The sequence below is a fragment of the Catenulispora pinisilvae genome (assembly GCF_015356865.1).
In the GTDB taxonomy this organism is placed as follows: domain Bacteria; phylum Actinomycetota; class Actinomycetes; order Streptomycetales; family Catenulisporaceae; genus Catenulispora; species Catenulispora pinisilvae.
Genome location: NZ_JAAFZA010000076.1, coordinates 20,360 through 41,695 on the forward strand (window position 1 = coordinate 20,360; position 21,336 = coordinate 41,695).

At 66.6% G+C, this 21,336-nt stretch carries 18 protein-coding genes; all 18 read left to right on the plus strand.

Annotated features, from left to right (window positions below):
- Positions 1 to 59 precede the first annotated feature (59 nt).
- The 18 genes from IZR01_RS21485 to IZR01_RS21570 all read left to right on the plus strand — a co-directional run bounded on the left by IZR01_RS21485 (position 60) and on the right by IZR01_RS21570 (position 21,266).
- Positions 60 to 578 carry a hypothetical protein gene (locus tag IZR01_RS21485; RefSeq protein ID WP_194924890.1) on the plus strand — a complete coding sequence of 173 codons (519 nt, stop codon included), beginning with the start codon at positions 60 to 62 and terminating at the stop codon, positions 576 to 578.
- 302 nt (positions 579 to 880) lie between these two features.
- A complete protein-coding gene (locus tag IZR01_RS21490; protein ID WP_194924891.1) occupies positions 881 to 1,471 on the plus strand; it encodes a hypothetical protein in 591 nt (196 codons plus the stop codon).
- A gap of 149 nt (positions 1,472 to 1,620) precedes the next feature.
- On the plus strand, positions 1,621 to 2,211 hold the full coding sequence (locus IZR01_RS21495; RefSeq protein ID WP_194924892.1) for an SAF domain-containing protein: 591 nt from the start codon (positions 1,621 to 1,623) through the stop codon (positions 2,209 to 2,211).
- Positions 2,212 to 2,314: 103 nt separating this feature from the next.
- The gene (locus tag IZR01_RS21500; protein WP_194924893.1) at positions 2,315 to 2,968 is read left to right on the plus strand and encodes a hypothetical protein; all 654 of its coding nucleotides are present in this window, start codon (positions 2,315 to 2,317) and stop codon (positions 2,966 to 2,968) included.
- Positions 2,968 to 4,398, plus strand: a complete 1,431-nt coding sequence (locus tag IZR01_RS21505; RefSeq protein WP_228559953.1) for a TadA family conjugal transfer-associated ATPase — start codon at positions 2,968 to 2,970, stop codon at positions 4,396 to 4,398. Before IZR01_RS21500 ends, IZR01_RS21505 begins: the two co-directional genes overlap by 1 nt.
- A gap of 6 nt (positions 4,399 to 4,404) precedes the next feature.
- Complete coding sequence (locus IZR01_RS21510) at positions 4,405 to 5,277, plus strand: type II secretion system F family protein (protein ID WP_194924894.1); 873 nt, start codon at positions 4,405 to 4,407, stop codon at positions 5,275 to 5,277.
- 96 nt (positions 5,278 to 5,373) lie between these two features.
- Positions 5,374 to 6,174, plus strand: coding sequence for a type II secretion system F family protein (locus IZR01_RS21515; protein WP_194924895.1), 801 nt, complete (start codon positions 5,374 to 5,376; stop codon positions 6,172 to 6,174).
- 68 nt (positions 6,175 to 6,242) lie between these two features.
- Positions 6,243 to 6,452, plus strand: coding sequence for a hypothetical protein (locus IZR01_RS21520; protein ID WP_228559955.1), 210 nt, complete (start codon positions 6,243 to 6,245; stop codon positions 6,450 to 6,452).
- Between the two features lie 44 nt (positions 6,453 to 6,496).
- Entirely contained in the window at positions 6,497 to 6,853 is a 357-nt protein-coding gene (locus IZR01_RS21525) for a TadE/TadG family type IV pilus assembly protein (protein ID WP_194924896.1), read from the plus strand.
- Positions 6,846 to 7,307, plus strand: a complete 462-nt coding sequence (locus IZR01_RS21530; protein WP_194924897.1) for a TadE family protein — start codon at positions 6,846 to 6,848, stop codon at positions 7,305 to 7,307. The genes IZR01_RS21525 and IZR01_RS21530 overlap by 8 nt, the downstream gene beginning before the upstream one ends.
- Entirely contained in the window at positions 7,307 to 7,738 is a 432-nt protein-coding gene (locus IZR01_RS21535) for a hypothetical protein (protein WP_194924898.1), read from the plus strand. Before IZR01_RS21530 ends, IZR01_RS21535 begins: the two co-directional genes overlap by 1 nt.
- Positions 7,735 to 10,764: a BTAD domain-containing putative transcriptional regulator gene (locus IZR01_RS21540; RefSeq protein WP_194924899.1), complete on the plus strand. Its 3,030-nt coding sequence runs from the start codon at positions 7,735 to 7,737 to the stop codon at positions 10,762 to 10,764. Before IZR01_RS21535 ends, IZR01_RS21540 begins: the two co-directional genes overlap by 4 nt.
- 245 nt (positions 10,765 to 11,009) lie before the next feature.
- Entirely contained in the window at positions 11,010 to 15,569 is a 4,560-nt protein-coding gene (locus IZR01_RS21545; protein WP_194924900.1) for an RHS repeat-associated core domain-containing protein, read from the plus strand.
- Positions 15,569 to 16,126, plus strand: coding sequence for a suppressor of fused domain protein (locus tag IZR01_RS21550; protein ID WP_194924901.1), 558 nt, complete (start codon positions 15,569 to 15,571; stop codon positions 16,124 to 16,126). Before IZR01_RS21545 ends, IZR01_RS21550 begins: the two co-directional genes overlap by 1 nt.
- A gap of 59 nt (positions 16,127 to 16,185) precedes the next feature.
- Positions 16,186 to 16,713: a hypothetical protein gene (locus IZR01_RS21555; protein WP_194924902.1), complete on the plus strand. Its 528-nt coding sequence runs from the start codon at positions 16,186 to 16,188 to the stop codon at positions 16,711 to 16,713.
- Between the two features lie 1,239 nt (positions 16,714 to 17,952).
- A complete protein-coding gene (locus tag IZR01_RS21560; protein WP_194924903.1) occupies positions 17,953 to 18,213 on the plus strand; it encodes a hypothetical protein in 261 nt (86 codons plus the stop codon).
- Between the two features lie 262 nt (positions 18,214 to 18,475).
- A complete protein-coding gene (locus IZR01_RS53390; protein ID WP_194924904.1) occupies positions 18,476 to 18,862 on the plus strand; it encodes an ATP-binding protein in 387 nt (128 codons plus the stop codon).
- Positions 18,863 to 19,256: 394 nt separating this feature from the next.
- On the plus strand, positions 19,257 to 21,266 hold the full coding sequence (locus IZR01_RS21570) for an RHS repeat-associated core domain-containing protein (RefSeq protein WP_194924905.1): 2,010 nt from the start codon (positions 19,257 to 19,259) through the stop codon (positions 21,264 to 21,266).
- Positions 21,267 to 21,336: the final 70 nt, after the last annotated feature.

Sequence of the window (21,336 nt, forward strand, 5' to 3'; positions counted from 1 at the left end):
TCGCATTCGCGGCGACAGTAGTGAGAGGTCACGGGATGAATCGGGCAGCCAGGGCGGCAATGGCCGTCGCAGCGCTCGTCAGTGCCGCCGTAACGGGCTGCGGAACGTCGACGAAGCCCTCCTCGCTGCCTCAGACGCCGTCCACGGCAGCCCAGGCGACGAGCCAGGATCCTGCGGGCGCTGCTGTAGTCGCCGCCTATGACGGCATGTGGAGCGACTACGAGACAGACGCGCTGACCTCGAACTGGCAGAATCCTGTGTCCGCGAACCACGCGACAGGGCAGGCGCTCCTGACGATCAGCAACACGCTGGCAGTCAATGGCCATCACGGATGGATCGTGAAGGGGATGCCCGTCCTCCACCCTGCGGTGAAGAGCCTTGCTCCGACATCGAATCCGAGTACTGCAGATGTGGTCGACTGCGACGACTTATCTCACTTTCTGAAGTATGTAGCGGCGACTGGCGCACTTCAGGATTCGACTCCAGGCGGATGGCATCTCGTCCAAGCAGGCCTCGTCCTCAAGGACGGCGTGTGGAAGGTGTCCACGTTGGCCATGGGACAGGCGGGGTCGTGCTGAGGAGCGCGGTGGTAGGCGCCGTGGTGGCTATGTCGCTGCCGGCAGGTGCGACGTGCGCATGGGCTGCCGACGGTGGCTTCGACTCTCCAACGGCGCCGCAAGTCAAGGTGAAGACGGGCTGCGAGCACCAGGTGACGCCGACCTGCCTGGTCGACCTCCAAACGTCACGACCGGCTTCTAACGCTTCACGTGCTGAACATGCAGTGCCGCCTCACCCCGCAGCCCCGCCAACGTGCCACTACGAGCCGGAATTCACGTACAGCACGTCCGCAGCGGTTCAGTCCGCTGGTGGTCCGAGCCAGATGGCGGTGCGAGACGAGGTCTGCCAGTCAGGCGCGCAGGTGGTGGGACCGCCGCTGAGTTTCACGCCGGTCGCGCCGCCATCAACTGCCGTGAACGTTCGTGCCCTCATCGATCAGGCGTCGAAGGGGATGAACATCCCGGTGCCACAGCCGGGTCTGTCTCCGGCGGCTGATGCGACGCAGTTCGTGGGGCTGAGTTTGTGGACCTGGAGTCCGGCATCGGCGTGGGTCCCGAAGTCTGTGACGGTGTCGGCGGGCGGTGTGTCGTTGACGATGACGGCGACGCCGGTGTTCTCGGTGTGGTCGATGGGCGACGGCGGGTCGATGACGTGCCAAGGGCCGGGGACGCCATATCCGTCGGCGACGTCGGGGAAGCCGCCCCGGCGATCACCGGATTGTGGCTATACCTACGCCCGTGCCTCTGCTTCCGAGCCGGGTGGCGCGTTCCCGGTGTCGGTGACGACCCATTGGAAGGTGGTCTGGTCGACCACGACTGGGTTATCGGGTTCCGAGCCGGATCTGACCTCTTCCGCTTCGCTGGGGCTTCGTGTCTCGGAGATCCAGGCCTTGGTCACTGACGTGCGTCCCTGATCTGGTCCCTCCTGGTTCCCACTTCATCTGCCTACTGATTCCTGTTGCGAGGTTGTCTCGTGGTTCGCTTGTCGCTTTCCTCTCGGGCCTCGCGGCGGGTTCCTGCCGCCCGTGCCTCCTCTGCATCTTCCGTCAGCGCGGCGCCGGCCGTGGCCACGCGTCGTTTGCGTGCGCTGCCTTACGCGGCGGCTGGTTCGGTGCTGGTTGTCGGGGCGGTGGTGGTGTTGTCGGTGGCGTTCGTGAAGGTCGGCGGGCGGGTGCCGGTGCTGGTGGTGGCGCGTCCAGTACAGGTCGGGCAGGCGATCGGCACGGACGACCTGAAGGTTGTGGACATCGCTCCGGGGACGCTGGATGCGGTGGTGTCGGCTGATGACGAGGCGCATGTGGTGGGGCAGCCGGCGGCGTTGCCGTTGGTGGCGGGTCAAGTACTGACGCGGTCGTTGATTGGAGCGGGGACGTTTCCGCCCCCTGGCTTCGCGGTGGCGACGGCGGATTTGAAGGCCGGGTCGTTCCCGCCGCATCTGGTGGCGGGCGGTCACGTGGAGGTGGTGGCCCCGGCATCGACGGCTGGCGCGCCTGCACAGGTGGTGGCTGGGTCCGCGACGGTTACTGAGGTCTCCGCGCCGAGCGACCAGGGCGATGTGGTGGTGAGCGTCCTGGCGGATGCAGATTCGGCCAAGGCGGTCGGGTCTGCGCAGGCCGGCACGCTGTCGTTGGTGTTGCTGCCGGTGGGGGGTTGAGGCGCCCGTGCTGGTCGGTCTGTGTTCGTTGAAGTCGTCGCCGGGGGTGACTACGACCACCTTGACGCTGGCAGGGGCCTGGCCTTCCGGCGGTTCTCGGCCGGTGGTGGTCGAGTTGGACGCCTGCGGTGGGGATGTGGCCTGGCGCTTCGGTCTGGCGTCAGAACCGGGGCTGCGGTCTTTGGCCGTCGCATCTCGGTTGCGTCCGGACCCGGGGCTGCTGGCCGCGCATGCCCAGCCGGTCGGCGCAGCCGGGGTGCCGGTGGTAGTCGCCCCTGTGGGGCGAGATGCGGCGCGGCATGCCGTGGCGTCGTTGGCGCCGCTTCTCGATGTCCTGGGCGGGGCGCCGGAGCCTGTGCTGGTGGATTTCGGCGCGGTCGATCTGAAGGACGCTGACACGCGGAGCCTTTTGGCGGCCCTGGCGGCGTTGGTGGTGGTAGCGCGTGCTGTGCCGGAGCAGATCGCCAGGGTTCAGGCCGTGACGGAGGATCTGCTGCGTGTGCATCCCGGGGCGAAGGCGGTGCTGGTTGGTGATGTCGGATGCCGGGAGGCCGCCGGGATGCTCGGGATGCCGGTGGCGGGTGTGCTGCCCCTGATCGACCCGGATGCCGGTTTGCTGGCGCGGCTGCGCGGTCTGCGTTCGCGTAGGGCGTTCGAGTTGGCGGCGGCGCGGCTGGCCGCAGGGCTGTCGGCCGGCATCGCGTCGCTCGGTTCGGCGTGTGAGGCGGCAGGGGAATCTGCGGAGGTGTCACGGTGATGGTGGATTCGGTTTCGATCCCGGCGGTCCGGCCCGGCGAGATGGCGTACGAGGTCCCGCCTCCCGATCCGGCGGTGGTGGCTCGTCTGGTCGAGGCGGTGAGGGCGCGGTTGACCGTTGAGGTCCAAGCGGAGCAGTCGGGTACCGGCTCTCCGGTGGAAGCTGCGCGGCGCGATGAGATCACCGAGACCCTGCTGGCCGAGGAGTTGGAGGCGTTGGCGAGTGCGGAGCTGGCCGCTGGCCGGCCGATGCCGACTGCGCAGACGGAGGCTGCCTGGGCGAAGGCGGCACGGGACCACCTGTTCGGGCTGGGCGGTCTGCAGCGGTATCTGGACCTGCCGGACGTGGAAAACATCAACGTCCACGCTTTCGACAAGGTGTTTCTGCGGCTGACTGGGAACCGTCGCGAGCGCGGAGCCTGGCCTGTGGCCGCCTCGGATGCTGAGCTGACGGAGCTGATCCGGACGATCGCGGCCCGCTCGGAGGAGAACGAGAAGCGTTTCGATCGCAGCGAGCCGATCGTGGATGTGCAGCTGCCCGACGGCTCCCGGATGAACGCCATCGGTTGGGTCTCTGAGCGGCCGATGCTCAGTATCCGAGTCCACCGACACCCCACGGCGTCGATGGCGACGATGATCTCCCTGGGCGTGGTGGACGAGGATCTGGCGGCGTTTTTGTCGGCAGCGGTGAAGGCTCGCATGAACATCCTGATCGCCGGCGGGCCGGGCACCGGCAAAACCACGATGCTTCGGGCGCTGGCCTCGCAGATCGGTCCGGAGGAGGACCTGATCACGATCGAGGACAACCGGGAGCTGAACCTCGGTGCGGATGAGCGGGCCCATCCGGCGGTGCGCGCGTTGCAGTCGCGGCCGGGGAACATCGAGGGCGAGGGCGAGATCACTCTCGCGGCGCTGACTCGGGCGGCTTTGCGCGGGGCCCCGGACCGGGTGATCGTCGGGGAGGTCCGTGGCGCAGAAGTCGTGGAGATGTTCAAGGCGATGTCGCAAGGCTCGGATGGGTCGATGGGCACGATCCACGCCTCAGAGTCCGAGGATGTTTTCGCACGGCTGGCCCTCTATGCCGGTGAAGGGCCGGGCGGGCTGAGTCTGTCGGAGGCCAACCGGTTCGTCGCCACCGCGGTCGACCTGATCGTGCAGCTGGACTACCTGGAAGACGGCAGCACCCGCGTGGTGTCCTCAATTCGGGAGGTCACCGGCGCCGACGGCGAAGAGTTGGTCACCAACCAGGTGTTCGCCCCGGACGTCTCGGGGCCGGCGAAGGCGACGGGGGCGATTACCGACAAGCGGGCCCGGCGTCTGGAGCGTGCCGGCCTTGACCCGCGGGTGCTGGTCGCGGCGTCGACCAGTTCGTTGCTGTACTCCGCCTTGGAACCGGCCGGCTTCAGCGACACGCCGCCTGGGCGGTGGTGAAAGCCGATGAGCAACCTGATGCTGTTCGGGCTCACCGCATGCTCGCTGCTGGCGTTGTTCGCCGGGGCGGGGCTGCTGGTGTTGGCGTTCCGGCCGCGCACTGACCGCGGCGGTGCCTTGCCGTGGCTGGGGCGCCTGGACCCCCGGCCTGTGATCGCCCAGCGCCGGAAGCTCTCGGCGGCCCTCGCCGCTGCCGCGGTTGTGGGGCTTGCCTCCGGTTGGCCTGTGGCGGCGGTCGCCGCGGGGCTGGCGGTGTGGTTCGCGCCGGTGCTGGTCGGCTCGGATCCGGGTGAGGCTGGGCGGGTGGCACGAATCGAGGCGGTGGCGGTGTGGGCGGAGATGTTGCGCGACACCCTGTCCTCGGCGGCCGGGTTGGTGCAGGCGGTTTTAGCCTCTACGACCGTCGCCCCGGAGGCGATCGCTGCGCCGCTGGCGGTTTTGGGTGCTGATCTGCGAGCGCGACGTCCGTTCGGCGATTCGCTGGATTCCCTCGCCGAGCGGCTGGCCGATCCGACCGCGGATCAGGTGGTCGCATCGCTGAAGTACGCGTATCGCCATCAGGCGAAGAATCTGGCTGAGCTGCTTGGCGAGCTGGCTTCGGCGGCACGGTCGCAGGTGGAGCTGGCTTTGCGGGTGCACGCCGAGCGCGGCAAGCACCGCAGCGCGCAGCGCACCATCACCGTGATGTTCACGGGGATGGCGGTCGGGCTGGCCGTGGCTTATCCGAGGTTCCTCGAACCCTACGACACCTTGGCCGGACAGGCGGTGCTCGCGGTGGTCGTCGGGATGTTCGCCGGATCTCTGGCCTGGATGCGGGTGATCGTCCGGCCGAAGCCGCCGGTCCGTCTGCTGGCCCCAGCCTTGCCGAAGGAGTCCTAGATGCTGATGGTGATTCTTGCGGCAGTCGCGCTCGGGGCCGGGTGCTGGCTGTTGCTGGTCGGTCTGGTCCCCCCGAAGCTCACCCTGGCCCAGCAGATGGCCCGCACCCAGTCGTTGAACCGTCTCTCACAGGCCGTTATCGGTACTACCGCGCCGACGTTGTCGGCACGGCTTGGCACACGTGCTGCGGGCTTGCTTGCCCGGGCCGGGCTGCCGAGTACGAAAGTGCGCGTCCAGCTGGCGTTGCTGGATAGGGACGTTACTCCCTTGCTGGCGCAGAAGGTCGGCACCGCCTGCTTCGGGCTGATGCTGCCGATCGCCTCGCTCACCGTCTTGACGATCGCGGGCGTCTCAGTGCCGGTTGCCATCCCGGTCATCGCCGGCGCGGTGTTGGGCGGGACGCTGTTCTTTCTGCCGGATCTGGCCTTGGTCGGTGAGGTGCAGAAGTTCCGTGCCGAAGCCCGGATGTCGGTGCGGGTGTTCCTGGACCAGGCGGTCATCGCCCTGGCGGGCGGAGCGGGGATCGAGGCCGCCCTGGTCAGCGCCGCCGCCGATGGCCACGGCCGCACGCTCGCACTGATCCGGCAGGCGATGGTCGAGGCACAGCTTCGTCGCGAGGCGGCGTGGCCGCATCTGGACGCTCTCGGTCGCCGCCTTGGCGTGCGCGAGCTGTCCGAACTCGCCGCCGCCTGCGCGCTCGCGGGGGCCGAGGGCTCGAAGATCCGGGCCTCGATCGCGGCCAAGACCCGCTCGATGCGCAGACAGGAGGCCGCCACGCAGCTTGAAGCGGCCGAGGCCGCCACCACCCGTCTGGCCGTGCCGGGAGGGCTGCTCGGGATGTCGCTCGTCTGCTTCCTGATCTACGCCGCGCTCGCGGCGGCGGCCAGGCAGATGTAGTGGGCGGGGGGTTATCCACAGCATGTTGAAAACCGCACGAACCGCACCAACGAAAGAAGGTACTGCACATGGAAACTTTGCTGGAGAAGATGACCGCACGCCTGGCTGCGTCCTGGGCGCGGCGCAACGAGTTCGCCCGCCGACTCAAAGAGGACGATCGCGGGCTTGTCACGGTGGACATGGTGCTGTGGATTACGGGGTTGTCGGTCCTGGCCCTGACCGTGGGGTCGATCATCTACGCCCTGGTGGTTGCGAAGGCGAAATCTATCCACTTCTGATTCGGGCCGGCGCAGCGCTACGCGATGACACGGGTTCCGCGACGGTGCAACTCGTGATCTGCCTACCGTTGGTGGTGTTCGTCATCATGCTGGTCATCCAGGCCGGGGCGTTCTACCACGCGCAGCAGGTCGCCAAGATCGCCGCCGATCGGGCGGTGGCTGTGGCGCGTACCGAGTACGGCACCGCCGGCTTCGGACAAGCGCAGGCTGAGCATGTGCTGAAGGTTGTCGGCGATGGTTCGCTGACCGATCCGCGCATCAGCGTGACCCGGACTGAGGGGCAGGTCCGGGTCACGGTCACCGCCGGGGCGCCGCACTTCGTGCCGTTGTGGCCGGCTAAGGTCCGTGCCGCATCGGCAGGGCCAATCGAAGAGTTCGACGATGGTGCACGCCATGGCTGACCGCATGCGGATCCCCTGTCGTCGTCGCGGTGGCCCGGACGACGGCTCAGCGGTCGTGGAGACCGTCGTGCTCACCCCGATTCTTATCGTGGTGCTGATGGCGGCGGTCATGGCCGGTCGTTTCGAGTCGGCCCGGTTGCATGTGGACACTGCTGCCTCGAACGCCGCTCGCGCTGCGTCGCTGGCCCGCTCGCCGGCGGCAGCTCAGGCGGCCGGGGTGGCCGAGGCCCGCCGGTCGCTGGTAGGTGCCGGGGTTGCCTGCCCCAGCCCTCGTGTCACAGTCGACACCACGGGGTTCCGCCCAGGCGGCGTCGTGAAGGTGTCACTGACCTGCCGCGCCGACATCGGCGACCTGGCCGGGATGGGATTGGTGCCGATCAACACCGCGATCACGAACTCATCGGAGGCACCGGTAGATGTCTACCGGCAAGCGACATCCGGGAGCCTGCGGTGATGACAGTGCTGGTGACGATGCTCACCTCGTCCCTGATGCTGGTTATCGGCCTCGTTGTCGACGGCGGCACCGCGCGTGCGGCTCGCTCTGACGCGTTGGACGAGGCGAGCTCCGCTGCCCGAGCCGGCGCCCAGATGATCGATGAGGACACGCTGCGCCGCGATCGCGTCATCGTCCTAGACCCAGCTGCAGCCCGTAAGACCGCCGCTGACTTCATCGCCTCGACCGGTGACAAGGCCGACATCACCATCACCGGGCGGCCCGTCCCTGCATCTGGCACGGTGCAGGCCCGTATCGCGGAGGTCCCGCCGGAGGTCACGGTGACTATCACGCGCACAGTGGCCACGCAGTTTCTGTGGGCGGTCGGCATCGACACTTTCACCGAGTCGGCGACTGCGACCGTGTCCCCTGAGGCGGGGAGCCTCCCGTGAACTTTGCTGCACGTTTGGTCAAGGCCGTCGCCGCTCTTATGGTGACCAGCACGATCAGCGTTGGGGTGCCGTGGGCGCTGCTCACCTGGATCGGCAGTCCGATCCCCAAGCATGTTCCGACTCTGGCCACCGTTCATCAATGGATGTCGACGCGCCTGGACATCCACGTGTTCATCGCGATCGCCGTCTACCTGCTGTGGGCGTGCTGGGCCGTGTTCGTGGCGCAGATCCTGGTCCAGGTCCCCGGTATCGTCGCCGACCTCGTCCGGATCCTCCGCCACCGCGAACCGTTGCTCCGCGAACCGGCCGCCGGGCCTGGTGGTGCGCTCGCGCGCGGTTTGATCGCGGCGTTCACGATCGCGGTGCTTGCACCGCGTGGCATTTCGGTGCAGGCCGCTGCCAAAGCTTCCACCGGCTTTGTGGTCGGATCGTCTGTGCGACCCGTCGCCGTCGCTCCAGCCGTGCCTGGTGCTCGTGCTCAGCTTGCAGATGCGGCACCCGCCCCTACCTTCGCAATGACGGCGTCGCCAGCCGGGACTGCCTCGGCGGGTGTAGAAGAATCGGTCAGCCTCTCGTCCACATCGGCCTCGCACGCACCGGTCGTCACCACAGCGGGCGTCCACGTCGTCGTGGACGGTGACTCCCTGTGGGAGATCGCCGCGCAGAGTCTCGGCGATGGTGATCGCTGGCGCGACATCTTCCGGCTCAACGCCGGCAAGCAGCAGCCTGACGGCAAGACGCTTTCCGACCCAGATCTGGTCCTTCCCGGCTGGCGGCTCCGGTTGCCGACAATCAGCACATCGCCGATGACGGACGCATCGGTGCCGACCACGAAGCCGACCCCCTCCAGCTCCAACACCCATGGGGCCCACGACGCGGGCGCTACTCATGCCCCCCGGTCGGTTTCGTCACCTGCCACGATTGAGGTTCCCGAAGCCGACCCTGTTGCGCCACCGGTCCGACTGCCGATCCAGGTCCCGGCCGCGAGCACAACGACCCGCTCGGGCCTGCAAGCCCAGACTTCCACCCGCTATGCCGTGCCTGCCGCGCGGATCGCTCCGCGTGACCGCGCTGCCGTCCGCCTGCCAGGCGGCGGCCTGGTCCCGATCACCCTGGCCTCCGGTGTGACTGCCGCTCTGGCGCTGGCGCGGCTGCGAAGCCGTGCCAGGGCCCGCATCAGCCCTGTCAACGAATCCGGCGAGGCCGAGCCGCTGGTGTTACCGCCAGCGGAGGCCCCAGCCACCATGCAACGCGCGCACCATGCCACCCTGTGCGGTCCCGGCATCGGGTTGTTCCAAGACGACGAAGACTTCGGGGATGACCCCTACCTTGACGGGGCTGCCGAGGAGTCGGACCCGCATCCGGAATCCGATGGACAGGAAGCGGCGTGGGCTATCGCCGCCGAACCATGTGACAGCGGACGAAAACCGATGTTCGCGCCTAGCCTGCACGGCATCCTGGTCTCGCTCGAGGCTCCCGATGGCATCCACTTCGCGGTGCGAGACAACATCCCGATCGCGCTGTCCGCAATTGGCGAGCAGGGCCTCGGCCTGATCGGTGCCGGCGCCGCGGATGCCGCCCGGGCTGTGCTGCTTTGTGCCCTGGCCGCCGGGGGGCCTCGGGTCCTGGATCAGGCTGGCGAGATCCATACGACCGTGTCGGTCTGGAAGGCGCTGCTCGGCGACATCGCCGTTCCGGATACCGGGCGCCTGACTATTCATGAAAGTCTCGCCGCGCTGCTCGACGATGCCGTCACCGAGCAGACCGCCCGGGCTGCCGAGATCACCGAATACGGCCACACCAGCGCCGCCAACGTCCGACGCTTCGAGAACATCCACCCGTTTCACCCGTGCGTCCTACTACTCGAGCCTGAGGCCGACGAACGGCAGCGTCTGGAACAACTCGCGGGTGCAGCGGCCGTGGCCGACATGCACATGGTGCTGCTTGGCTCTTGGGCGGCCGGGATGACAGTGGATGTGGCCGCCGATCACAGCCTGACCGCCACCGGTGAGAACGCGGCCGTAGTATCCGGTGCGGCCGTGTACGGCGTCAGCGTGGAGGAGGCCGAGCAGGTTCTCGCCGTATTGAACCGTTCCTGGACGTCACCGAGTAGCCGCGAGCCCTTCACGGACAACGGCGAACTTGACGGCCATGCCCCGGCACCTTTTCCACAGGAAGACCCCGACGAGGACGCGCCGGAGCCGGTCGGCACGCCGAGGCTGGTCGCCTTGCCGACCGTGCACCACGTGACCGCCGGCCCCGGCGTTCTGGCGCTGAACGTGATGGGGCCGTTCACCGCCGAGATCGACGGCCGCGGCGTCACCGCACACTTCCAGCCCGCCCACCGCACCCTCCTGCTCTACTTGGCGCTGCAAAAGCGCCCGGCGCCGCGGGCCGAGGCCATGAACACCTTGTGGGTCGACGAAGACCTCGCCGATGAAAAGGCCAAACAGAAGCGAAAGACCCGCTTCGACTCCCGGCTGTATCAGACCAGGAAGGCGCTCACCGCCGCCGCGGGCCGTGAGACTGAGCTCATCCAGGTGGACCGCACCAGCGGCCTGGTCGGCCTCAACCGGGCCGAAGTCCTCACCGACCTGTCCTGCTTCGACCAGTTGAAGGACCGCGCCACCATGGCCGGCACCGACGAGGAGAAGATCGCGCACCTGGAGGCGGCCTGCGCACTGTATCGGGGCCCGCTGGATGAGACCATCCGCGGCGACTGGCTGTTGGAGCACCGCGAGGACAGGCTACGCCGCTACCGCGACGCCGCCGGCGACCTCGCCCGTCTCGTCAGCCGCACAGACCCTGACCAGGGCTTGGCGATCCTCAACACGCTGCTGGAGCACGACCTTTTCAACGAGGACCTCTACCGGCGGATTATGCGTGGTCAGGCAAGGCTCGGGCGACTGGACGCTGCACGTCGCACCTTCAACCTCCTTGAGACACGCTTCGAGGCCATCGACATGCAGATCGATCCGAGCACCCGCACGCTGATCCATTCGTTGACGCGCAGAAGTGCCGCGTAGCAGCGTGTGCCGGGCGGCAGCTCGTTGAACCTACAACCGTCCGTAGCCAATAGGCGCTGCGGGGTTACCATCCATCTGAACGGCTATGTAAACTCAGAGCTCTGTCGTGGCTGGGGAGCGGACCACAGGGGGCGGGCAACATAGAGGGTAAATCTCTGCTGAAGATCTGCCGGATCTGCGGTAGCTTCCACGTTGGCCAAGATCCGTTGTTGCAATGGCCGGTGTCTTGATGGGGGGATTCGGGGATGGCACGTCCGACGGGGTGGGACATTCTGGGTCTGGATGGGGATCCGACTCCGGGTGTGGTGGAGTCGGTGCAGGCTCTGGCGAAGGAGTTCGGGGACTTCGCCCACGATGTGGAGTCGGCGTATCGGAGTCTGAACTCGTTCGGTTCCGACACGACGGCGCTTCAGTGGGTTGGTCAGACTGCGGAGGCGTTCAAGTCGCACTATGGCCCACTGCCGGGTCGGCTGCAGAAGCTGTACACGTCTTACAGCGAGGCTTCCGATGCCCTGACCGCGTACGCGCCGCAGTTGCTGGCGGCGCAGAACAAGGCTGACACGGCTCTGCGTCAAGCGCAGGACGCGAACGTCGATCTTCAGCGTGCCACCACCAACGCCGGCACCGCTGCGTCCGATCTGAAGACTGCGCAGCAGGACCACGCTGCCAGCCCGAATCCGCAAGCCGTCATAGAGGCGCAGACTGCGCACGACACCGCGCAGACCAACCTGAACAACGCCAAGGCTGCCATGGCCGCCCTGACCAAGCAGGCCAACGACGCCGCCACCGATCGCCTCAACGCGGCCAAGGTCTGTGCCAGGGCAATAGGCCACGCTCAACACGACGGTATCCACAACAAGTCCTGGTGGGAGCACCTGGGTGAGGACCTGTCGGAGTGGGGCGGGGAGATCGGCAAGATCGCCGGCGAGCTGGCTCCGGTGCTGATGGTGATCGCCTTGGCGACGTCCTGGATTCCGGGTGTCGACGTCGTCACCGCGGCCCTCGCCGAGGCCGACAACCTGGTCGCCCTAGCCGGCACGGCGATGGCCACGATCGGCGATGCCCTGCAGGGGCACTGGGGCGACGCGCTGCTCGGGGTGGGCATGTTGGGGCTGGCCGCGATCGGTGCTGGCGGCGAAGGCGAAGCGCTCGAAGGCGAGGCCGGCGCACTCGAAGGTGACGCCGGTGCCCTGGAGGGTGCGGCGAGCGAGGGCGGGGAGGAGGCCGCCGGCGCAGAGGCGCGGACGGCCGAAGGTAACTCTGAGGGCACCTGCGAGACAGACCCGGTCGACGTGGTGTCAGGGTGGATGCTCTCTGAGGAAACCGACATGGAGCTTCCAGGCGTACTTCCCGTCATCCTGCGCCGTGCGTACTCGTCCGGCTGCCAGACCGGCCGCCTGTTCGGCCCGGGCTGGTCCGCGACGCTCGACCAACGTCTGTCGGTCAACGCGGCCGGAATTCACTTCGCCGGGGATGACGCGCAGCGTTTGGACTACCCCGTTCCGGCGGCGGGCGAAGCGGTGCTGCCTGATCGAGGTGCGCGCTGGCCGCTGGTCTGGGATCGAGAGACTGACGAGATCCGCATCACCGAGCCCCTTTCCGGCCGCACCCGCCACTTCACCACCGTTCATCACCGAGAAGATCTGGGACAGATCCGCGATCTGGTCGCCATCTCGGATCGCCATGGTAACCGCATCGACATTCTGCGTGATGAGAACGGCACCCCGACCGGGATCGAACATCCGGGATACCGGGTTGCTGTGGACACGGTGGCGACCCCTGCGGGCCCGCGCGTGGCCCGGCTTCGGTTGGATGACGGCACGAATGACGGTGCCGTGGTGAAGGAGTTCCGCTACGACGAGCGGGGATGGCTGACCGGTGTCGTCAACTTCTCCGGCGTGCCCTATCGCTATGAGCACGACGAGGCGGCACGCATCACGGCATGGACCGATCGTTTGGGATACCGGTACGAGTATGAGTACGACGTAGCCGGCCGTGTCGTGCGAACCATCGGTACGGACGGCTATATGTCCGGCTCCTTCGAGTATGACAGCGGTTCCCGCGTAACGGTCTTCAGGAACTCACTCGGACACACCATCACGTATCGCTACGACGAGAATGGTCACGTTTGTGCGATCAGCGACCCGCTGGGCGGCACCCGGAGCTTCGAGAACGACCGGTTTGGTCGGTTGCTGAGCCGGACCGATCCGCTGGGGAACACCACCCGCTACGTCCGAGACGAACGCGGCAATGTCGTGCGGACCGTCGGGCCTGATGGACTCGAAGCCGAGATCCAGTACAACGAGCACGACGAAGTAGTCGAGACCCGGCTGCCCGACGGTTCTGTCTGGCGGCAGGAGTACGACGTGAACGGCAACCTTGTCGCAGTGGTCAACCCGCTCGACGAGGAAACCCGAAGTGCTTTTTATCCGAATGGCGCGTTGGCTTCCCGCCAGGACGCGCTGGGCTTCGTCACCGAGTTTGAAGCTGATGCCGCGGGCCTGACGATCGCCGTGGTGAATCCGCTCGGTGCCCGCCTTGAGGCTGCTCGCGATGCTTGGGGCCGTGTCGTGTCCATGACCGACTCGCTCGGAGCCACGACGTCGATCGGATGGACCCCGGAGGGTTGGCTCACTTGGCGTGCCATTCCGGATGGTGCCCGGGAGGAATGGGCCTATGACGCCGAAGGCAACGTCACTTCCTACACCGATCACATGGGTGGCGTCACCCGATACGAGCTGGGCCCGTTCGGCGAGGCCGTCGCCCGCACTGATGCGAACGGAGAACGGTTCGCGTTCGGTTTCGACACCGAGCTGAATCTCGTGTCGGTGACCAACCCGGCAGGATCCGTCTGGAGCTATGAGTACGATCCCGCCGGTCGGATGGTGCGTGAGACCGACTTCATCCAGCGCTCTCTGACCTACGGCTACGACGCCGCGGGCCAGCTGGTCGAAAAGGTGACCGGTTCCGGTTTGCTCTCGGCTTTCGTCCGAGACCCGGCAGGCCGGCTCGTCGCACGTCAGACCACTGATGGGCACTACGCCTACGCCTACGACGCCGCTGGACGCCTGATCGGCGCCACCGGGCCCGATGGGTCCAGTGCGGAGATCACTCGCGACCTCGGTGGCCGGATCGTGGCCGAGGCGATCGACGGCCGTACGGTGTGGAGCGACTATGACCGTGCCGGCCGCCGCATACGTCGCCGCACTCCAAGTGGCGCCGTTTCCACCTGGGAGTTCGACGACGCGGGCCAGGTGCGTGGCTTGGACGTCGGTATCGGTGCTCTCGGGTTCGATTACGATCTCAGCGGTCGAGAGACTGTCCGGGACTTCGGCGGGACGGCTCGCATGGAGGCGCGGTACGACGTCGCCGGCCGGTTGACGAGGCAAACGCTTTGGACCGGCGACGATCGGGAGCCGGCTTCTGCCGAAGGCCACCCTTCCACACGGTTGGTCTTGGGACGGGAATACGAGTACTTGGCCGACGGCAACCCGCTCGAGGTCAGGGACACGTTGCGGGGATCCCGCCGCTACCGCTACGACCCGGTCGGCAGAGTGACGGCGGTTTCTGCCGGCACGTGGAGTGAGGCGTATGCCTACGACGCGTTCGGAAACGTCGCGTCTACCACCCTCCCAGGCGACTCTCCCACGTCCGGTGACCGTGAGACGGCCGGAACGCTTGTGCGCCGGGCCGGCCGGACCTCGTACGAGCACGACGCCAACGGTCGTGTCATTCGCAAGATCCGCCGGATGCTCTCGGGCCAGCGCAAGATCTGGACCTATTCCTGGAACGCCGACGACCGGCTTACAGAAGTCACGCTCCCCGATGGCATCCGCTGGCGCTACGCATACGACGCCTTTGGACGACGCACCAGCAAGGTCCAAGTGACCGGTGGCGGATCAACCGGGACCACGGTGATGTTCACCTGGGACGGGAATCGGCTGGTGGAACAGACCGAGACGTCACCCGGCGGCGGGACCCGAAGTCTCACCTGGGATTACGAGCCCGACACCTTCCGGCCTGCTGCTCAGACCACCCGGCTATGGGCGGCGGATGCCGACCAAGCGCTCATCGACGAGGTCTTCCACGCCATCGTCACCGACATCGCGGGAACGCCGAGCGAACTGGTCACCTCCGACGGCGCCGTCGCCTGGTACAGCTCCACGACGCTGTGGGGTGAGGACACCGAACACAGCGTCGACGGTCGAGTTCAGTGCCCGGTGCGTTTCGCGGGTCAGTACCACGACGAAGAGACCGGGCTGAACTACAACCTCCACCGCTACTACGATCCGGGAATCGCGGCCTATCTGTCACCGGACCCGCTCGGGCTCGATCCCGCCCCCAACGACCACGCATACGTACCGAACCCGCTCACCTGGATCGACCCACTCGGTCTGGCTTGCGGCGGGACCGGTAAGGCGCGCTTCGAAGTCGACAGCAACGGCACCGTCACGGACAACGAGCACCCCGTGCCGACGCAGAGGTACAACCGGCAAGCTCACTACGGTGGCGCCCAGACAAACTCGCCCGCGGGTCAGGCGGCGCGTGCGGCCGGTGAAGGAGAACCGTGCCCGGTCTGTGGGAAGCAGATGGTGAGCGGGACAGCTACCAGGCCCATCCCTGAGCATGATCCGCCCTTGATTATCCACTACTACTTTGAGGGTGGATCTCAGATGACCAGGGACGAGCGCGTCGCCGCGGCCCAGACCAACATCAACGGTTCGGTATGCCACAGTTGTCAGAGAGCGCAAGGTGGGGAGATGGCACAGATCTCCAGAACGATCAACAAGAACTTGGGGCTGTGATGGACAACGTGCAGGAACGGCTAGCAGCGCTGGACGCCCATGTCGCGAACTTTTGGCCTGCGCGCCACCGCGAGACTTTGACGTGGGGCAAAGGGCCGGTCGAAGAGCGGGTCCCCGGCTTCCACGCGCTCCGCGTCGATCCGGCACAGGCTCTCGACGCGTGGGTGTATGTCTCGGTCGGCGCTTCGACCTCGGGCGAGACCAGCGGGCTGGAGTACTTCATCATGGCTCCGGCGAAGGACGACCTGCTCGTCGAGATCCTGGCCATGGTCTCCCACTTCCAGTCCTTCGCCGCCCACCATCTGACCATCGGTTCGATCATTGACATCGGCAGGCCGTGGATCCCCGGCTCGCAGTGCGACCACCTCGTCGTGTCGCTTCCGTACCCCTTTGGTCCGAGTCTTGAACTTGCCGAGGACGCACGCTTCGTGTGGCTCGTTCCGATCACGTCGGGCGAAGCCGCGTCCATCCGGGAGAACGGGTTCGAGGCTTTCGAGGATCGGCTGGAATCCAGCGGTGTCGACGTCATCGATCCCAAACGCCCGGCGATCGCGTGACCGCTACGGAGGCCGCCGAGCGACCCGTTCAGCCATGGCCGCTCCGATAGTCTCTAGCGATGGCCGATGCTTCGTTGAAGTTCCTCATCGACGCCGATCACGGACAGTTCTACGTCCAGGATCTTGATCGCTACGACGGGTGGATGGAAGATCGCGGGTTCGACCCGGAACAGCCGGCCGCGGGCTGGACGGACGAGGCGGTAACGATCCGTCGTATCGGTCTGGAACCGTATTCCATCGCTGTCGGCACTGCGCGGGATGACCTGGTGGAGGCTCAGATCACGGCCCACGCTTCCGCCCCGGCGTTGGAATCAGCCGCCGTGCACATAGTGGAGGCGGACCTCGATGCTCCCACGGGCCGGCTGACCGTCTCCAGCCCTGGCGTCGATCCTGCCGACGGACCGTCCATCGCCGTTCCCGCCGGCCTTCTGCGAGCACGAGTTTCGTATGTCCCATCGGAGCCTCCGGTCGCCGATACCGATGGCGGTCCTGGAGATCACTTCCTATACCGGATTGATCTGTGGCAGGCGGAGGAGGCTTGCGCGCCCGTCGTCATCAAACAGGGGCCGAGTGCTTGGGCACAGTAGGTGTTTAGGGCGGTCCGCGCCAGACCCACGGAGGCGGCTCGAGCGAAGCCCACCCGATCGGGACAGCCCGCCCGCCCTAGTCCATGTCGGCTGTGCTGGACCCACCTCTGGGCTCGGATGAAGCCGCCTCGGTGGTCCTGGTGGGAGCCGCCCTAATCAGTAGGCAGTCCGGCGGGCGCGAGGTCGGTGAGCGTGCACCACCATGAGCGTTGATGGCGCTCTCTGGTGTGGCAGGGTTCGTGAGTGCTCGTGCTGGTGGTGGGCGGTCGCCTGTGGTCGTGATCGTCTGTTATCGGGCGAGTCCGAGGTTGGTCAGGAGGAGAAGGGCTCGCAGCAGGTCCGGGGCGCGGGCGGGGTCGGTGTGCAGTTTGGTGAGGACGTGCCAATTTATCAGGTGCGAGAAGTCGTGCGCGCCGGGCGCGCGAGCGTCTGAGATCACTATGTTGGCGGCCTTCTGGCCGGTGGTGAGCTTGCAGAGGGCGGCCGCCGCCCTGCATACCGCAGGCAGGCAGAGCCTTGGAGCGTCACTCGGCAACACTAAAATGTCAAGTAGTTGTCGTCCGACATGGTCGATCTTTCGACACCCAAGGCGTGAATCAGGTAGATCCGCTTCCCTCCTGGCCGGAGTCGAGCGTCGATAGGAGACGCCGCTGACGATCTGTCGGTGGCTTCGAACCATCGACGAAGGACTCAGATATGTCCGAAGCAGTAGCTGCCCACCTGTCCCCCTCCGCTCGGCTGGTCGCGGAAGCTCTGACCGGGGCCGCAGAGATCACGGTCGTAGCGCTCACCAACGCGGCGGGAGTAAGTAAGTCCACCGTAGCCAAGACCCTCGCTTTGCTGGAGCGCTCTAACTCCGCGATCCGCACTGTGCGGGAGGACGACGGGGTTCGGGAAGCAGACCTGTGGTCGCCCGGCCCTGCATTGGGCGCCCTGCTGTTCACGGACGCCGCCAGGGATCCTGGCTATGGCCACGTCGGGACCTTGGTGACATCTACTAAGGCAGCCGCGGGCCCGCACTCGTCCCATGCGCCTGCCGACGGTGACCTGACTGAGGAACCAGACGGGAGTACCACCACCGCTCCTTCGCCGGGCCAGGCTGCAACTGAATGCCCGATGCCGCCGTCCAGTCCTGCAACTGCGGTCGAGGCCGCGAGCGGCGTCGAGCAGAGGCGTGCACCCGCGAATTCGTCGGCCGATTCTGTCGTAGCAGCCGGGGAGGTGACGAATGCGCCCTCTGTGCCGGACGAATCCACGCCCGGCGGGCGTACCGGGCGCCTGGCCGCCGGCGAGCTGGCCGCAATGGTCGCCCCTGTACTGGAAGCACATCCGGATGTTGAGTACACCGCCACGATGCTCAGCCACCTGCTGGGTGGTCGCAGCGCGGGGGCTATCCACAACGTGCTGGAGAAGATGGTCGCGTCCGGGGCGGCGGTGCGCGTCTGTGACAGGCCCAAGCGCTACCGTCATGCCGCCTCTGCGGGATCGAACGGGTCTTGAGCGATGCCTGGTTGGCCACTGTCACCTTGGCTGCTGCATCTGTTCTCTATGGCCCGCCCGTCTGGCCGCTTGGAGGAGAGACCTCATCGTGCCGTGTTCACCTTCTGATCCGCCGCCGATTCCGGTGTCCCGGACGCCCCGGATACCGGTAGGCCCAGTCCCTGCGCCGACGCCGAAGGCCCCGGTTCCGGCGCAGCGTCCTGGACTGCCGCCGTTGCCGCGCCCTCGGCCTGCCGAGACCGGGCGGCTGATATCGGGGTGTGTGCAGAACTTCGCCGCGACACCGTCGGCCGCCGGCTGGGCGCGGCGGCACACCACGGACGTCCTGGCTCGGTGGGGAATCCCGGAGCTAATCGATGACTGCTGTCTGGTGGTCTCCGAGTTGGTCGGCAACGCTGTCCAGCACGCCGCGTTTGACGAGGGCCCGGCGGTATGCCGCCTCGTGCTTAAGCTCTTCGCTGACGCTGTGTCCTTGGAGGTGTGGGATCCGTCTTCTGGTGGCGATGTTCGTCCTTGCGTGCCGGATGTGCTGTCCGAGTCGGGGCGTGGGCTGGCGATCGTTGCGGCGCTGTGTGGTGCGCCGCCGCTGGTGTTCGCTGCACCCGGCGCAGGCAAGACCGTCGTCGCCGTCATTCCGCGCGCCGCATGACGCCCGAACCTGCCGTTTCCGGTGTTTCAGTATGTCAACCTCGTTGCCCTCGGGGTCCTGCGCCAATCCGACCCTGATCGCTTCGAGGCCATGTCCGACCTCTTCTACTGTTTCGCCGGCCTCGGCCTGGATTGAATCCGCGTGATCGACGCTCGGGGCGGTGGGGGCAGGCAAGTTCCTGGCGTCTATCGCTTCGGCCACTTAGCTCAATCTGGCACCTAAATCAGCAGCAGAACATTGATCAAGTTCTGAGTTAGATGGCAGCTAAGGGCGAAGCCGGTGGCGGCCATGATAGGGGTCGGGTCGAGGCCGTATGCCTCCCGACCAGGACTTGGCCTCATTTCGCGAGTCCTCTGCTGGCTCGCAAGGTCCGGCTTCTGAGTGCGATTGACGGTTGAGAGACCTTTCGGTCGTTTCCACACTGTTAGTGCCCTTCGACGCCTTCGGCCAGCTCACCAGCGACGGTGCCACCACCTACAGCTACGACGCGCTCGGGCGGTTGCAGAACAACGGCAACGGAAGCAACGGACTGAACCAGTACGCACAAGCCGGACTGGAACCAGCAAGCGACGGCAGCTGGAACTACGCCCGAGCCCCCGGCGACAGCAGCGGACCCCTGGCCGCCACCCCCACCGCCGGCGGCAACCCCCTGAGCCTGCAAACCAACGCCCACGGCGACATCATCGCCGGCACCAACCCCAAAACTGGCGCACTCGCGGCCAGCCGCAGCTACAACGCCTTCGGCAACGTCACCGCCAGCAGTGGCAACCTGCCAAACCTCGGATACCAGGGCAGCTACACCAGCCCCGCCACCGGCCGCACGTACGCACAATCCCGCTGGTACGACCCCACCGCAGGCATCTTCCTGTCCGAAGACAGCGCAGCACCGGCCGCACACAACGCCGTCGGAACCAACCTCTACGCCTACGCAGCCGCCAACCCCACCAGCGCCTTCGACCCGAGCGGACATGACTGCGGTTTGTTGTCGGCGGTCTGTGACATCTGGGACAACATCACGCAGGGGCTCGGCGACGTCGCGGACGCAGGCGCGAAAATCATCCAGGAGGAGGCGGCCTACGTCGACGCCGGGGTAGGGGACCTCGCATCCTTCGTCGCCGGCGAGGCTGTACCAGTGGTGGAGGCGACCGGTGTCGCCCTCGGCGAAGCCGCCGTCGAGGGTGCCGCCTGCGTGATCGGGTGCGCGGAGCTGGCCGTCGGTGCATTGGTCGTTGTGGCCATAGGCGGCGCCACATATGCCTTCATCGTCGGCGCCCAGGCACTGATCTACGACGGTACCTACAACCCGGCTACCGGCACCGTTAGTTCACCAGCCACCACCACGTCGCCAACGGCACATCCATCCGTCCACTATCAGCCACCGTCCAGCACCTCGGCCGCGCCGGCAGCAGCCAACCAGCCACCCGCAGCGCCCCCGCCGCCCCCGCCGCCGCACGTCACCGGCACTAAGACGGTGACCGGCACCGAGAGCTGGGATAACACCTCCAAGTGGTTCGACAGCGAATACCTCTACACCCGCGTCGACCACTACAGCCAGACCACCACTACTGTCGACACCTACTGGTCCGACGGCCGTTGGTACTGGAAAACCGTCGTCTCGCCAGTCGCGGACACTTGGACGGTCACCCAGCAACTCCTGATCGACTGGTCGAACCCCGTACAGTTGCCAACGCCTGTCGTCACTGCAGCCGACAATAGGGCACCGCAAAGCGGGCAAGGCACGGCCCCGGTCGGAACCTGCGGCGAAGGCGGCAACGTACTCTCCTGCACCGCGACCGTGTTCCCGACACTCCCACCAGAGGCCCAGACCGAACCGGCCGGGCAAGGGAACGGGCGAGGGAACCCACCGTGGAAGCCCACTGGCTGTAACGAGTTGCCCAGAGCATGGACGATAAAGCGGACCCCCGAAATGGACCCCACCAAGCAAGGAGATCTCAACCCAGGTGAGGACATTCAACCGCTCCAACAGGGAGAAAAGCTACGGCCAGGCGAGTACACCTTCATCGTCAGGCTCGATGGAACACTTCGAGCAGTCAACGACGGTGACTTCGCATGGAGCAGAGAGATCGGTCACACAAGCCTGTCCGAAGAAGCGGCCGTAGCAATGGCGGGTAACTTCGTGGTCGATGAAAATGGCAACATTACCGGCTTCGACAACCTGTCTGGGCACTATCGACCTTCGGACCAGTACGGTACCTGCTCGCTGGAACAGATCTCGCGGGACGCCTTCGACAGCCATAACTTCCCCTCGCCTCCCGAGGGGGCGTGGAATCCCGCCTCATGGCCACCGTCCCGTAGTGCTCGAGACCTAAGAGGGCGGAAAGCGACTGTCTGTCCGGTTCGTCGTTGGCTTTGGGTTGGGCTCCTGTGCAGGAGGTTTCGGTAGTTTCGTAGGGTTCTGTCATCGCGCTTTTCGGTGACAGCCAGCGGATTCGGCACTGCGGCCGCCCGTCGCG